19 protein-coding genes and 1 pseudogene are annotated in these 15304 nt (G+C 28.6%); 15 read left to right on the forward strand and 5 right to left on the reverse strand.

Going from position 1 to position 15304, the window contains the following annotated elements; genetic code table 11:
• Positions 1–267 (reverse strand): annotated as a pseudogene (locus tag AABI72_RS00005) (hypothetical protein); the annotation flags it as partial.
• Between the two features lie 93 nt (positions 268–360).
• Here AABI72_RS00005 and AABI72_RS00010 point away from each other — a divergent pair.
• Positions 361–1551, forward strand: coding sequence for a mechanosensitive ion channel family protein (locus tag AABI72_RS00010; protein WP_338363218.1), 1191 nt, complete (start codon positions 361–363; stop codon positions 1549–1551).
• Here the strand turns inward: AABI72_RS00010 and AABI72_RS00015 are convergent.
• Positions 1544–2665 (reverse strand): hypothetical protein, encoded by a 1122-nt coding sequence (locus AABI72_RS00015; protein ID WP_338363220.1) that lies wholly within the window; start codon positions 2663–2665, stop codon positions 1544–1546. The genes AABI72_RS00010 and AABI72_RS00015 overlap by 8 nt on opposite strands.
• A gap of 9 nt (positions 2666–2674) precedes the next feature.
• A complete protein-coding gene (locus AABI72_RS00020) occupies positions 2675–3178 on the reverse strand; it encodes a CarD family transcriptional regulator (protein WP_338363223.1) in 504 nt (167 codons plus the stop codon).
• Positions 3179–3238: 60 nt separating this feature from the next.
• Between AABI72_RS00020 and AABI72_RS00025 the strand changes: the two genes are divergently transcribed.
• The 4 genes from AABI72_RS00025 to AABI72_RS00040 all read left to right on the forward strand — a co-directional run bounded on the left by AABI72_RS00025 (position 3239) and on the right by AABI72_RS00040 (position 7367).
• Entirely contained in the window at positions 3239–4222 is a 984-nt protein-coding gene (locus tag AABI72_RS00025) for an RluA family pseudouridine synthase (RefSeq protein WP_338363225.1), read from the forward strand.
• 62 nt (positions 4223–4284) lie between these two features.
• Positions 4285–5601, forward strand: coding sequence for a pitrilysin family protein (locus AABI72_RS00030; RefSeq protein ID WP_338363227.1), 1317 nt, complete (start codon positions 4285–4287; stop codon positions 5599–5601).
• Positions 5602–5750: 149 nt separating this feature from the next.
• Complete coding sequence (locus AABI72_RS00035; RefSeq protein WP_338363229.1) at positions 5751–6044, forward strand: HU family DNA-binding protein; 294 nt, start codon at positions 5751–5753, stop codon at positions 6042–6044.
• A gap of 18 nt (positions 6045–6062) precedes the next feature.
• The gene (locus AABI72_RS00040) at positions 6063–7367 is read left to right on the forward strand and encodes a dihydroorotase (RefSeq protein WP_338363230.1); all 1305 of its coding nucleotides are present in this window, start codon (positions 6063–6065) and stop codon (positions 7365–7367) included.
• On the opposite strand, the gene AABI72_RS00045 is transcribed toward AABI72_RS00040, so the two are convergent.
• Positions 7345–7791 carry a hypothetical protein gene (locus tag AABI72_RS00045; protein ID WP_338363231.1) on the reverse strand — a complete coding sequence of 149 codons (447 nt, stop codon included), beginning with the start codon at positions 7789–7791 and terminating at the stop codon, positions 7345–7347. The two genes, AABI72_RS00040 and AABI72_RS00045, sit on opposite strands and share 23 nt — an antisense overlap.
• A 24-nt stretch (positions 7792–7815) precedes the next feature.
• Here AABI72_RS00045 and AABI72_RS00050 point away from each other — a divergent pair, with 24 nt between their 5' ends.
• Positions 7816–8532, forward strand: coding sequence for a hypothetical protein (locus tag AABI72_RS00050; RefSeq protein ID WP_338363232.1), 717 nt, complete (start codon positions 7816–7818; stop codon positions 8530–8532).
• Here AABI72_RS00050 and metG read toward each other — a convergent pair whose 3' ends face one another.
• Positions 8533–10050 carry a methionine--tRNA ligase gene (gene metG, locus AABI72_RS00055; protein WP_338363233.1) on the reverse strand — a complete coding sequence of 506 codons (1518 nt, stop codon included), beginning with the start codon at positions 10048–10050 and terminating at the stop codon, positions 8533–8535.
• A gap of 190 nt (positions 10051–10240) precedes the next feature.
• Here metG and AABI72_RS00060 point away from each other — a divergent pair, with 190 nt between their 5' ends.
• The 9 genes from AABI72_RS00060 (at position 10241) to AABI72_RS00100 (ending at position 15296) form a co-directional block, all read left to right on the forward strand.
• On the forward strand, positions 10241–10510 hold the full coding sequence (locus AABI72_RS00060) for a hypothetical protein (RefSeq protein WP_338363234.1): 270 nt from the start codon (positions 10241–10243) through the stop codon (positions 10508–10510).
• Positions 10511–10870: 360 nt separating this feature from the next.
• Positions 10871–11197: a thioredoxin gene (trxA, locus tag AABI72_RS00065; RefSeq protein ID WP_338363235.1), complete on the forward strand. Its 327-nt coding sequence runs from the start codon at positions 10871–10873 to the stop codon at positions 11195–11197.
• Complete coding sequence (gene acpS, locus AABI72_RS00070) at positions 11166–11594, forward strand: holo-ACP synthase (RefSeq protein WP_338363236.1); 429 nt, start codon at positions 11166–11168, stop codon at positions 11592–11594. Before trxA ends, acpS begins: the two co-directional genes overlap by 32 nt.
• Positions 11595–11675: 81 nt before the next feature.
• On the forward strand, positions 11676–12275 hold the full coding sequence (locus AABI72_RS00075) for a hypothetical protein (protein ID WP_338363237.1): 600 nt from the start codon (positions 11676–11678) through the stop codon (positions 12273–12275).
• Between the two features lie 69 nt (positions 12276–12344).
• Positions 12345–13136 (forward strand): type I methionyl aminopeptidase, encoded by a 792-nt coding sequence (map, locus tag AABI72_RS00080; protein WP_338363238.1) that lies wholly within the window; start codon positions 12345–12347, stop codon positions 13134–13136.
• Positions 13137–13234: 98 nt separating this feature from the next.
• Positions 13235–13852, forward strand: a complete 618-nt coding sequence (locus AABI72_RS00085) for a DsbA family protein (protein ID WP_338363239.1) — start codon at positions 13235–13237, stop codon at positions 13850–13852.
• Positions 13852–14580, forward strand: coding sequence for a F0F1 ATP synthase subunit A (locus tag AABI72_RS00090; protein ID WP_338363240.1), 729 nt, complete (start codon positions 13852–13854; stop codon positions 14578–14580). Before AABI72_RS00085 ends, AABI72_RS00090 begins: the two co-directional genes overlap by 1 nt.
• Before the next feature lie 30 nt (positions 14581–14610).
• Positions 14611–14835, forward strand: a complete 225-nt coding sequence (locus AABI72_RS00095) for a F0F1 ATP synthase subunit C (protein ID WP_338363242.1) — start codon at positions 14611–14613, stop codon at positions 14833–14835.
• Complete coding sequence (locus tag AABI72_RS00100; RefSeq protein ID WP_338363241.1) at positions 14835–15296, forward strand: hypothetical protein; 462 nt, start codon at positions 14835–14837, stop codon at positions 15294–15296. The genes AABI72_RS00095 and AABI72_RS00100 overlap by 1 nt, the downstream gene beginning before the upstream one ends.
• Positions 15297–15304: the final 8 nt, after the last annotated feature.

Genomic DNA, 15304 nt, shown 5'->3' on the forward strand with positions numbered 1-15304 from the left:
TTGAGATTTAGCAATTTTTTTTTCAAGCATTGAATAAATAGTATTATCACAAAATAGTCTAGATGCTTTAGCGCCAGTACCATATTCTTTGGTATACTCTATGCAGCTTTCTAGTACTTTCTTATTTTTAGACAAACCTAAATAGTCATTGTCTCTGAAATCCAGTTTATTTTTTTTAGAAAGACTTTCCAAGCCTCGCCATAGATTAGATTCAATTTTTTGTTTGTTTGCATTTAAATAATTGCATAAAATAAAACTATCAGACATTAGCTGGTATATTAATCATTAAATTCAATAAATAAATTGATTATTATATATAATTTGTTATTGATTAATAGATATTTTTAGACAGTTATACTCATGAATAGTAATATTTATATAAACAAACTTAAGCACACCTTAGATATTTTATGGCAAGAAATGTCAGGCATTACTGGTAGAGATTCACTTCTGTTTCTTGAGGCCTTAATGATGTTTTGCATAATAGTTTTAGCTGGATTTTTGTTAAGCTATTTAACAATGCTTTTGTTGAACTTTATCAAAAAAAGACAATTAAAACCTATGATCAATAGCCTTATTGATGCAGCTTGCAAGCCTATTATGATATATATCATAATTCGTTTTTCTGTTAGTGCTGTGTTTATTATAAATAAAGGTTTTAGCCATAAAATTGTTGATATAAAAAACAAAGACCTTGAAAAGGCTATTGATATTACAGAGATTGTTACTTTTACATGGTTTTTAATAATTGCTGCAAAAAGCATTGAGCAATATATAGTGGAAAAAAAGTTTGACAGTGATCATGCTGCACAATCAATGATAAAATTTTTATTTTTAGTTAGTAAAATTGTAATACTTGCTGTATCAGTAGTAAATTTGCTTATTGTTGTTGGCTTTAATGTTAAAACTACACTTACTCTTGGTGGTCTTGGTAGTGTTGCAATTGGCTTTGCATCTAAAGATTTAGTAGCAAATTTTTTTGGTGCTGTAATGATTCATCTAGATAGACCATATATTATTGGAGATGATATTTCTATGCCAATGCATTCAATATCTGGCATTATTGAAAAAATAAGCTGGCGTTTAACTACTATTAGGCAATACAATCGCATACCAGTTTATGTGCCAAATTCTATTTTTGCATCATCATTAGTAGAGAACAGATCACGTAAAACACATAGATTATTGGATGAATATATAAAAATACGCTACAATAAAACACATCAACTTAAAAATATAGTTGAAAGCATTAGAAAAATTATTTTTCAAGACAATGCCGTAGACAACACACAATCAGTTATATCTTGCATAACTAACATAGGAAAGACTGTGTTTGAGATGAGGTTATATTTTTTAGTTCATACTACTGACTTTGTTGAAGCAAGTGAAGCCAGACAACACATAATAATGAGTATTAATAAAATTTTACGCACAGTGCATAATACTTACATGGTTTTTTCTAAAGCTAATATAGAAATTTTTGATGAAACACAAACACATAAAGTTCTAAAAGAACAAGATTCAACTTTAGTTCAGGACTTAACTATTTAGTAATCTGATTATTGCTATTAGCATCTATTTGCACAGAAGATGAAAATGATAAAGAAGGTGATTTTTGCATACTATTGTCTTGTAATGCCTTGTCTGGGTTTTGAAAAGTAGTAGTTAATACAACTACTAATGATGCTGGCACTACTGTATTACTACTTAGATTTTTTGGCACTGGTTCATTGTGATGATGATTAACAAATTGCGTGGCTACACCAAAGGTATGTGTTGTGGTAATTGCCATTTTTTTTACAGCATTAATAGTTAATAATGAAAAAAACTTAAAACCACCTTGAAGTAAAGTTTTTGAAATTTTCAGATATGGTGCAATTGTATAATGAATGTTAATTCTATTTTGCAACATTGCTCTGTCATTCATAACCATGTGCTGCACACTTGGCTTATGTGTTGACAATGGTTTGCCTCCTCTCTGTTCTATGCTTTGCTGAGCTTGTTTTATTGAAATAGTTGTATTTTTTTTATCTAAAATAACTTTTTGATTGTTAACTTGCGTTTCTTTTATGCCTCCTGTTATTTTGCTTTTAACTTGCTCTTTCATGTTGATGTTTCTAGCTGTATCTGCAATTTTTTGAGACAAAATATTCTGTCTGTAGATTGTTATTAAGCTGCTTAATCTTTTTAATGCTTTAAAATTTTTAGCATTCTGTAGTGTGCGCATTCTGCGTAAATAAATCAATGAATTAATAATTTCATATTTTAATCTTGCTCTTCTTTTACTGTATTTACCATATCCATAACTAGCTCTTTTATGTTTTTTATGTTTTTTTTTCTGAGTATATGATTCATGTCTATCTTCTTCTTTATCCTCTTCAGAATCAAGATCATCTTTAAAGCTTTCTTCACTCCTACCCTTGTAGGCAAAGACTTTTGAAATTAAAACTTTCATTCGTGATTTAAAGCTCTTCCATCCAGGTTTAGTAAATTCACTTTTGGTATATTTAAAACTTTTATCAAGATTGTCATGTTGTTCATTCAAGCCATCTTCAGCATGTAAATCTTGTATTTCTTGCCTAGAATGCTCTTCCTTTATTTTGCCATAAGCCAGTAAATCAGTATTGGAATCATCTTGATTGTTATTTTTTTTTAAATAATTCATACTAGATTGCTATATAGATTCCACAAATTTTTTATCTAAAGCTGATAAAATTACATCTTTAATTTTATTGGTATTTGCATCCAGTACACAGGAAATCTCATCAACAAGACAATGCATAGCATTTTCATATACAACCCTTTCACTATAACAGCAATTTTCACTTGTTATACAGTTATATAAATCTTTTATTATTTCTGAAATTTGATACATATCTCCAGAATTTAATTTTGATTCATATTTTGCTGCACATTTACTCCAAGTAATTTTTTTCTTTTTCAGCTGATTGGTTGATAAAAATTGTAAAATATTATCTACATCTTTTTTGGATACAAGTTGTCTCATGCCAACAGATTCAGCAAAATTTATTGGAATGCTAATTATAAGTTGCTTTTTTTCAAAATTTATCTTATACATTGTAGTCTTTACGTTTGTAATATTATCATTTATTATATCTATAATTCTTCCAATACCATGAGAGGGATAGACAACTAAATCATTAATGTTAAAGGTCATGTTCCTCACCTAGCTCATATATTAGTATATTTTATTGTAGAAATCTTTTTCAAAATAACAATGAAAAAAACCATATTGCTTAACATATCAAACTTTGAGATTGTGCACAAAGTGCGCATTGATAGCTTATTAAGTCAAAAATTGGCAATCTCACGTAGTAAAATAGAGCGATTAATTGAAGATAAAAACATTGTTTGTAATGGTAAAATTTTATTAAAGAAAAAATATTTACTTACTCCTGATCAACAATATTCAATTGAAGTTACATTGGAAGAAGAAAAAACAACTCATGAGTTAAATAAACTTGAAATCCCATTGAATATAAAATTTGAGGATGAGCATATTTTAATTATAGACAAAGAGAGTAATTTAGTTGTTCATCCTATTTTTGGGAATAGTGATAATACACTGCTTAATGCAGTTATAGATAAAATAGATGCTAGCTGCTATGCAGAGAATTTTTTAAGACCTGGTATAGTGCACAGAATAGACAAAGATACAACTGGCTTACTTATTATTGCTAAAACAAATATTGCAACCAGAGAATTACAAAAAATGTTTAGAGAAAGACAGATTAAAAGAGTTTATAATGCAATAGTTTGGGGTATGCCATTGCCAATTAATGGTACTATAAAGATGCCAATTATTAGAGATAAAAACAATAGAATGACAATGAAGGTTGCAAAAAATGGAGAAGGTAGATCAGCTGTAACACATTATCAAACAAAATATGTTTTCCCCAATAGAATAGCCAGCATAATTGAGTGCCAGTTGGAGACTGGCAGAACACATCAAATTAGAGTTCATTTTGCAGCTATAAAAAATAATGTAATTGGTGACAAACAATATGGCAAAAGATTAATTTTAAGTAAAAAATTATTTAATGCTGATCAGATTAATAATTTTCCACGACAAGCATTGCATGCAACTAAATTAACATTCCAGCATCCAATTACCAATCAAAATATTTCAATTAAATCTGAATTACCAGAAGACATTGTGAACTTGATAAATTATTTGCAAAATACTGTAAAGAAAATTTAACTTGTTATATTGTTATTCTTTAATATAATGCATATCTTTAAATTTAACCATATCCTAACATTATGCCAAGCACACAACATCCAGAACCTCTAGTTTTTACTTTGTCAAATGGTATTAAGCTTATAGTTGATGCAATAGATGGAATAGAATCAATTGCTGTAAGTATATGGATTAAAGTTGGCAGCAGATTTGAAGAAAAATCACAATCAGGTTTGTCGCATTTTTTAGAACACATGGCTTTTAAAGGTACTAAATTGCAAAATGCAAAACAACTTGCTATTGCATTTGACAATGTTGGTGCATATTTTAATGCATGCACTGCAAGGGATTATACATCTTATTATGCTAAAGCAATGAAAGAAGATCTACCAATGATTGTTAAAAATCTTGCCGATATTTTAATAAACTCAACTTTTCCAAAAGATGAAATTGAGAAAGAACGTGAAGTTATATTACAAGAAATAAGCAGAACCAATGATACTCCTGATGATCTAATTTTTGATAAATATATGGAAGTTTGCTATCCAAATCAACCACTTGGATTATCGATATTGGGTGATAAAAAGTTTGTTGCCTCATTTACACAAGATGATTTATTTTCTTATTTTAGAAAACATTATACTGCAGATAATACAATTATATCAGTAGCTGGAAATTGCACAGATCCAGAAAAAATTTGCAATCTTTTTGAAGAAAATTTTGCTAATATGCCTATATCTGAGGGTATTAAAAATCCTAGACATATATCAGCACAATACCAAAAAAATTTTTCTATAGATAGAAGAAATTTAGAACAAGTACAGCTTATATTTTCTACTCAATCAACAAATAATTGCTCAAGCAGTGGCAATATCAGGCCATATATTGCTGCCAATCTATACTCTGCTATACTTGGTGGAGGAATGTCTTCTAGGCTGTTTCAAAGCATAAGAGAAAATTTAGGACTTGCTTATGCGGTTAGTTCATATACATCAGCATACAATGATGTTGGTTTGTTTTCTATATATGCTGGAGTTTCACCAGAAAATGTGAAACATCTCATTCAAGAAATATTGCTAGAAATAAAAAAATCTAGCACAATAGATAATTCTGAATTAGAAAGGGCAAAAAAACAGTATACAGTACCATTACGTACATTACGTGAAGACTGTCTTGTTATATCAAGAAAAAATGGGAGAAATTTTATGATTTATAATAAAGTTTTTGACATACAAGAGATAATTAATATTGTCAATAACACAACTATTTCTGAAATACAAAATGTTGCATCCAATATTATTGATGCTAGTAAGGATGCAAGCATTGCAGCTATAGGTAATATTAGTGAGATGATTAATGATAAATGGTTATTTGAAAAAATTAACAGTATAATGTATTAACTATATATATCTTTTATATCACACTAAGGCTTTTATTTTACATTTAATGTTATTTATTTACGTAAAATAAGAAAATTTTTCTTGATTTCAAATGAATGCCTTGGTAATGCTATTGTTAGTGCTAAATTAATATGCTTTGAGGAATGTAAATGAATAAAGGTAGCCTTATTGATGCAGTTTTTGCTAAAATAAAATCAGAATCACTACATGTTTCTAAAAATGATCTATCAAAAATAGTTGATATGCTTTTTGACTCTATTGTTGACGGAGTTCAAAAAGATAAAATAGTGCGTATTGTTGGTTTTGGAACTTGGATGTGCGTTGAACGCAAAGCAAGAAAAGGCAGAAATCCTAGCACAGGACATGAGATAACTATACCAGCTAGAACTGACATAAAGTTTAGCATTGGTAAGCAAACTAAAGATATTATTAACAATTATTAGGATTAACTCTAGATATTTATGGAAAGTGGTATCTTATTTCGCAATGCTAGAATTGTTGATGCAAACACTAATGCCATAGGATCTGTTGTTGTCCAAGATAATATTATATCAAGTTGTGATTATGGAATAGATCACAACTTTGATAGAAGTCTTAAAGTTATTAACTGTACAAATAAAATTTTGATTCCAGGTATAGTTGATATACAGGTACATTTTCGTGAACCTGGGCAAGAGTATAAAGAAGATATTGCATCTGGACTTAAAAGTGCAGCAGCTGGTGGGATTACTACTGTTGTTTGCCAACCAAACACTAAACCAACAATTGATAATACTGATGTTTTAAGATTTGTTCTTAATAAAGGAAGAATGAAATCAGCAGTTAATCTGCATTGCTATGCCGCTGTCACAAGAAATCTACAAGGTAGATGCATCACTGATATAAAATCTTTATATGAAAATGGGGCTATTGGCTTCACAGATGATGGATTGCCAATTTCCAATCCTGATATACTTAAGGATGCTTTTTATGAGACATGGAAAGTTAAATCATTTGTTGCCCAGCATGCGGAAGATTTATCAATCTCAAATAATGGATCTGTTAATAAGGGATCTATATCAAAAAAATTAAATGATCCAGGTATTGCAAATTCATCTGAATATTTAGTTGTAAAACGAGATTTAGATATCCTAAGATCAGTTAATGTAGATGCACACTACCATTTGCTACATGTGTCTACTAAGGAAGCTGTAGAAGAGATTAAAATTGCAAAGAAACAGGGGTTAAACGTTACATGTGAAGCAACACCACATCATTTTATTTTAAATGATAGTGCAGTATTAAAACATCATTCTATGGCAAAAATGAACCCACCATTACGATCAGAAGAAGACAGGTTGGCAATCATAGAAGGATTAACCAATGGTACAATTGACTGCATTGCAACAGATCATGCACCACATGAATTTGCTTCTAAAATTTTACCAATTAACAAAGCACCATTTGGTATAGTAGGTCTTGAGACTTTATTGCCATTAACTCTGAAATTATTTTATAATGGAAATCTTTCTTTAAAAGAAGCTATAAATAAAATAACATATGCTCCAGCTAAGGTAATCAATCAGAAAAAAATAGGTTTGATAAAAAAGGGATACTGTGCAAATATAGCTATAATTGATATTGATAATGAATATCTTGTTGATATTACTTCATTTCATGGTAAATCAAACAATTCACCATTTCACAACATGTCTGTAAAAGGATCTGTTTTGCTAACAATGTCAAATGGCAAGATAGAATATGCTAAAAAATCAATGCAGCTTTAATTTTTTGCCATCTTATTATATAAGATAGTACATTACCCAACACAACAGAAAAAATAAAAATTTTTATACGCATTTTGATAAAGTATGGTGATATAAAAACTATTAGTGACCCAATCCAGCCAATTAGCATTAAACATAGAAATAGCGAACAATAAAAATAATTATTTTTTTCAAATGTTATTATTTGAAATTTATTAAAATGGTTATTATTTCTAATTATAGTAAGATAATATCCTGACAATATGTTGAATATTTGCCCTAATGTTGCACCAAGTGCTGCAAAAAAAATCAGAAGTATTGGATTGCCAATATCATAAATTACATATGAGTCAAAAGTTGATTTACTGTTATAAGTAATAGCCAAGCTGTTGACTATACAATGAGAAAATAAATTAAATATAAGTAAACTTTTGTAGTTTAACATAGAAAAAAAACATTAATGGCAATTATGCAAATATACTACACTACCGATAATCACTCATCAAGCTCCAATTCTGTAGCATTAGAAAATGATGCAGTAAAGATTGAGGGCAAAGATCTTATAATTTCAGAAAGAATAATGATGAAAAAACCAAAGGTAATTTGGGAAAATTTATCAAATGTAATTGATAGATTTTTTGATGCCAAAGCGGATGCACTTAATAAACTAGCAGAAAGTATATCAAATGGTAGAGATATTTTTGAGATTAATGATGAGCTGGATAAGGAAGCCTCTACTTTGATATCTTTTGTGAAGCAAATGTCAAAATTTATAAAAATTACAGATAAACAAATGAATAGCTTGCATAGCACTATAAAAGGAGATAGTGGCATATGGTCTAAATTTAAAGCAGGATTGGCAAAGATTAAAAATGCTGTTATAAAACTTGTAAATGCAATTCGTGTGCAAAAAGAAAATAAGGAACTGCCTGTTAAAAATTCAGATAAAAAAACAGAAGAAGAAGATAAAAAAACAGAAAAAGTTTTATCCAAGTTTGAAAAAGCCACTCAAGGAATAAGTAGTATATTTAAAAAAGATGCTAAATCTATTGATGAAAAAATGCAAAAATTTGACAAAGAAGAAACAAAACAGGAACTAAAGGATGCTATAAAGTTGGATGATGTAGCTGAGACTAACATCACACCAACAAAACAAGTTGAAAAAGATCACAATCAAACAAAATAATTAAATAACAATTTTAGGAAAAATTGGTTTAGATGGTGATTTAATTTTACAGTTTTTAATTTTATAGGTTATTGAAGCAAAATTATGCCTATCTTCTGCTATGCAAAGCAAGTTAAGAATTTTGCTAGCTGAATTAGGAATTATTGGTAGAAGCATTATTGCTATTGTTTTTATTAATTCCAAAGTAGATGTAAGTACTTTTATTAACTCTTGGTTTTGTTGTTTTTTAGCCAGATTCCATGGCTCCATTTTAGTAATATAGGAATTCCCTATAGATGCTATTAATAAAATTTGCTTAATGTATAAAGGTGTGTCATATGAGCTAATCATAGTGTTTATAGCTGTCTCAGCTATTTCATATACCTTCAATATAAAGGTATTGTCTATGTCTAGATCACTAAATTCAATATTATATATCTCAGCCATTGACAATGTTCTTTGTACTAAATTACCAATATTATCAGCCAATTCTGAGTTAATTCTGTTTATAAAATTTTCACTACTAAAATTACCATCATTTCCAATGTGCATTTCCCTTAATAAAAAGTAGCGCACATACTCTGTCCCAAAATCATTTATCAGTTTTGTTACATCTATTGTATTGCCTAGTGATTTTGATATTTTTTGTCCTTCATTTGTCCACCAGCCATGTGCAATTATTTTTTTTGGCACTGGTAAATCAGCAGCCATCAAAAATGCTGGCCAGTATACAGCATGAAAGCGTAGTATATCTTTTCCAACAACATGTTCCATAGAACATTTATCATTATCCCAGAACTCAAGGTATTTCGCATTGTTTTCACTAGCAAAACCCAATGATGTTAAATATGATCCCAGAGCATCTAACCAAACATATATTGTCTGATTTTTGTCATTTGGTAGATGTATACCCCAAGAAACTTTAGATCTTGAAATAGATATGTCATGCAATCCCTGTTTCACAAAACTCTTAACTTCATTGTAACGTGTTTGTGGAAGTATGAAATTTGGATTATCATCATAAAATCCTAACAACTTATCTGTCATGGTGGATAATTTAAAAAAATATGCTGGTTCCTCAACCCATGAAACCTCTGCACCACTAGCAATTGACCTTCCATTTTCTATTTCTAATTCAGTATAAAATGCTTCATCTCTTACTGCATACCAACCACTATATTTATCAGGATATATATAACCATTATTTTCAATTAATTGCCAAATTTTTAATGCTACATTTTTGTGTGCTTCAGAGGTTGTTCTGGTAAAAACATTATGCGTAGCTAAAAGATTTTTTCCCATGTCAAAAAACAGTTGACTTACTTCATTAACATAATCAATAGTTTCCTCACCCCTCTTGGCTGCTGCTTCAAATATTTTTTGACCATGCTCATCTGTACCAGTTGAGAAAAAAACATTATCACCATTAAGCCTAGAAAATCTAGCAAAAAAATCACATAAAATAGTTGTGTAAGCATGTCCTATATGTGGCTTATCATTTACATAGAAAATTGGGGTTGTATAATATTTACTAATCATCACTTACTCTCTTTTATAGAAGAAAAAATAGTAATAAAAATTTTATTTATATTGTATAACAAATACAATTTAATTTTTAGATATACATCTTCTTATACTGCTTTCTACAAATTTAACTACTAAATAAGTAACTATTATTACACTGCATATATTTAATAATGTAGATATAAATAAAGAAATATTGCTAAATATGCAGTATATCAGTAATGCTAAAAAAGTAGTGAGTACAGTAAAAATTGTAAAAACTTTAGATATTTTTGTATTTCTAAATATAGAGCCAAACACAAAACTCATTAAAGTTGTTGTATATAAGATGAATATTGTTAATAAAATTGCTGCAATATTAAATTTATTGAAAATTATTGAATATAAAATAATTGGTGATATAATTGTAGCAAAATTTACAATGAAATTGGCTAATATGTCACATACTACAACATTAGATAAACCACAAGGGTAAAAAATCCATTGCTCTATAGTGCCATCTTTGATTCCAATATCAATATCTTTGTTAACATGAATAGTAGAACAAAGAATAGCTAATACTAAATTTGTATAAAAATTGAGCATTGTTAAAAAATGTAATGCAACTAGTATTATGTTAAAAATTATTAATATTTTAATATAATTGTATTGACGAATTTTTAAAACAGTTTGATTTCTAACTATAGATTTATAAAACTCCATTATGATATTGAATATACTTAGATAAACATTTTATTATATCAATTATACATATGTATGACAAGTTTCTTTTACAGTATTGACATTTAAACGTATAAATCTTAGAATCTTAATTCTAGACTTATTTTGGGTTTTCATGATTATTGAAGTAAGTGATAATGATTTCCATAAAGAAATTGTTGATGCCAGTAAAAATATGATTGTTTTAGTAGATTTTTGGGCTAGTTGGTGTGGACCATGTCAGGCTATGCATAAAATTTTAGAAAAAATAGATGAGAACAATCCTAATCTTAAAATTTGTAAAATTGATATTGATAAAAATCCTGATAATGCTGGCAAACTTGGTGTTCGAGGTATACCAACATTGATAATTTTCAAAGATGGCAAACCTAAAGATACTAAAGTTGGCCTTATTGTAGAAGATATATTAAATGAATGGATTAACAGTCTTAGTAATGATTAATGGTATTGGTATTGATATTGTTCATTCTGTTAAACTGTCTGCTATTTTTAAAAAAAGACCAGAAAAATTTCTAACACGTGTATATAATAGAAAAGAAATAGATGAATTTTATATAATAAAAAACAAAATGCTTGCAATTAACTATCTAGCAAAGCGTTTTGCTGTAAAAGAAGCATTTGCAAAAGCTACTGGATTTGGAATAGGTTTGCACATTTTATTAAAAGAAATATTTGTAGAGAAAAATCATTCAGGTAGTCCAAAATTAAAATTAACTGGACAAACATTACAAACATTTACAGCAAATTACCCACAATCAGAGGTGCGTCTTTCAATATCAGACACCATGGATTATGCTGTTGCTGTTATTATCATAACATCCAAACTAGGACAAATTTAAATATTATTTTTAAACTACCACCTGCTAAATTAGAATGAAAAATAAACACTATTATTATGAATAAGCAGATCAATGTATAATATGAGCAGAATTAAAATAACACTAATTTTCCTTATTTTTTTCATTATCCCATTTTTTGTTTGGGCTAATGAGTTTACAGAAAAAAATCATAAAATAATGTTAGAGATAAAAAAAAACATTTTAGCCTTGGATAATATAGTGATTGATTTTTATCAATATGATCAACAAAATAATGGAACTATTGGTAGAATTTTTGTTAAACAACAAAAAATTAGAGTAGATTATCAAAACCCCAGAACTATCTTAATTATTAAAGGAAATAGATTAATATATCATGATTTAGAGCTTGATCAAATAACAACATTTGCTAACTCTGAAGTAGTAAAATTAAACTTTTTTAGCAATTTAAGAAAAAATATAGAAAATCTTAGCATTAATACAGAAAATTTTAAAAATATTGAAGCAGTTGTACCCCTAGAAGAAAAAACAGTAAAACTAATCTTGGATGGTGAACAAGCATATTTAATAAAAAAAATCATAATCAATGACAATAATTCTAATGACATCACTTTGTTAGTTAATATGATAAGCAGTGGGAATATTATAGATGACAAAATGTTTTCAACATATAGGCAGATAAAAAAAGTGGGTAGATTTTAACTGTACAATATATTGAAAAGTATAGTATTATTTATATATTTACTATATTCAAAATTTTAATAAACAAGAATGAATGATCAAATTATTTTACATAAAAAAGATGATTTTAAGTATATGCAAGAAGCTGGTAAACTAGCAGCAGAAGTTTTGGACTATATAACAGAAACCATTGATGTTGGTATTAGCACTAATCATCTTAATGATCTGTGTTATAAAAAAATTATATCAGCTGGTGCTATACCAGCGCCACTTAATTATAAAGGATTTCCAAAATCAATATGTACATCAATAAATCACGTAGTGTGTCATGGTATACCAAGTGATAAGCTTCTACAAAGTGGTGATATATTAAACATAGATATAACAGTAATATTAAATGGTTGGCATGGTGATAGTAGTCGCATGTATATAGTTGGCAAACCATCAATTATGGCTAAAAGACTAATTAAAGTTACTTATGAATCAATGATGTTAGGCATTGAGCAGGCTAAACCAGGAAATACTACTGGTGATATAGCATATGCTACACAATCTCATGTTGAAAAACATGGATATTCTGTCGTTAGAGATTATTGTGGACATGGCATAGGGAAATTTTTTCATGGACCACCAAATGTTCCATTTTATGGCAAACCAACAACTGGCACTGTTTTAAAAGAAGGCATGTTTTTTACTATTGAACCAATGGTAAATGTTGGCTCACATCACACTAAATTAAATATTCATGATGGATGGACAGTAACCACAAAAGATAGAAAGCTATCTGCACAGTTTGAGCACACAATTGGCATTACAAACAATGGTTGTGAAATTTTTACATTATCACCTAAAGAATTACACTGTCCTCCATGCCATTTATAACTGATTAAATTTATTTAAATTAAATGTCAGTAATTGACAAAAAATGATGATTTTTATAGTATTAAGCTTAATATGAATAGTAAATATTATTATCAATAGTGAAGAAACTATTATTTATACTTATCATTCCAATATGTGTAAGAGCATTAGATGAAAATCTTCTAGGACTTCTAGATGGGGATGATTTTTTTGGCAGTAAGAGTGCCCCTATAATAATGATTACTTATGACTCAGTATCATGTCCACATTGTGCACAATTCAATATGGAGACTATACCATCATTAAAACGTAAATTTGCTAGCGATGTATTGTTTATACATCGTGATTTTCCTATGGATAAACCATCTCTTTATGGCACAGCTTTGTTGGAATGTGTTGGCGTTGAACAAGCTAGAAAACTAAGAATGCTCTTGTTTCAATCTCAGTCAAAATGGGTGTTTAGCAGAAATACAACAAAATTATTGGATAATATTTATAATTCAATAAAAATAAGTGGTATCTCGCGTGAAAAATATGATAAATGCATCAATGACAATGATGCAATCACTGAGATGATTAACAGAAAGGAAAATGCTATGAAAAAAATTGGTGTATTTGCAACACCAACTCATTTTATAAATGGTAAAAAATATGAAGGTGCCCATCCAGATGAGTTTTTTATTGAAATCTTTGAAAAATTGTTAAAAAATATGCAATATAAACAATCAGATCTATAATGCACAATCCACTTGATCAATTTCGCATATATTCTTTGATTAATTTGCCTAAGTTGTTTGGTCTTAATATTGACTTTAGTAACTCTGCTCTTTTTATGTGCTTATCAATTTTATTTACTGGTGCACTGCTTCTAATCAGCACACATAAGTGTCAATTTATTCCTAATAAAAAACAAGCTGTTGTAGAAATGTTATATTCTTTTACAGAAAAAACTATGCTTTCTGTTGCTGGTGAATCTGCAATGGCATTTTTTCCTTTTATTTTTACTCTATTTTTATATATACTAACATGCAACATTGTTGGTCTTATGCCATATGGCTTTACTGTTACAAGTCATATTATTGTAACCTTTGCATTGGGTGCAATGGTAGTAGTTTTTGTAACTATAGTTGGAATTTATAAACATGGCATAGGATTTATAAAAATTTTTAATCCACCAGGAACGCCATCTTGGCTTATACCATTAATGGTAATAATTGAAATTATAACTTATTTATCTCGAGCAGCTACATTAGCTATAAGGCTTGGAGCTAATATGATTGCTGGACATACAATGCTAAAAGTTATTGCTATTTTTATAGCACAGTTAAGCATATTTTTTGCTGTGATACCATTTACATTTTTGATTACTCTTCACTTACTGGAATTATTTGTTGCAGCATTGCAAGCTTATATTTTTGCTATTTTAACTTGCGTATATTTAGATAGTGTTATAAATTTACATTAGTAAAAAAATAAATACAAATTGAGTTTTAATATGGATCCAGAAGCATTTAAATATATAGCAATTGGTTTTACTATTTTTGGAATGATTGGTGCTGCAATAGCTATAAGTAAAATTTTTGTAGCAATGGTGGATAGCATATCTCGAAATCCTGGCGCAGAGGAAAAAATGTCTAAATATGTCTATGTTGGAGCTGGACTTGCAGAAGCCATGGGTCTTTTTGCACTTGTTGTAGCACTGCTGCTAATGTTTAAATAATGAATAATTCAATCCCACAGCTCAACTATAAAAGCTTTCCATCACAACTTTTATGGTTGTTTATTACATATTTTGCTTTTTATTTACTGCTTGATAAAGTTATCATTCCTAGAATACGTAGTATAAAAAATCTACGTAATTTATTGGCGAAAAATCTTGCCAAGCAAATGCAGGATTTGCATAAAAAAGAAAAAAATATTACTTCAGGGTATACTCAAAAATTGGAGAATGCAAACAATCAAGTCTATGAGCTTATAAATAACGTAAGAAATAATATAAACAAAACAATTGAAACCACTTGCACTGAATTTGTTGAAGTGCTAAATTTACAAATGCAATCTTTAAAAAAAAGACTTGCACAAACAAAAGAAGAGAAAAAACTTGAATATAAAAATGATGTTTATGATTTATCAATAAATATTTTTAATTCAATTGTGTCTCAAAAAATAAAAAAAAAATAAAGATTAAT

Source organism: Candidatus Xenohaliotis californiensis, assembly GCF_963930935.1.
Taxonomy (GTDB): Bacteria; Pseudomonadota; Alphaproteobacteria; order Rickettsiales; family CAWVOK01; genus Xenohaliotis; species Xenohaliotis californiensis.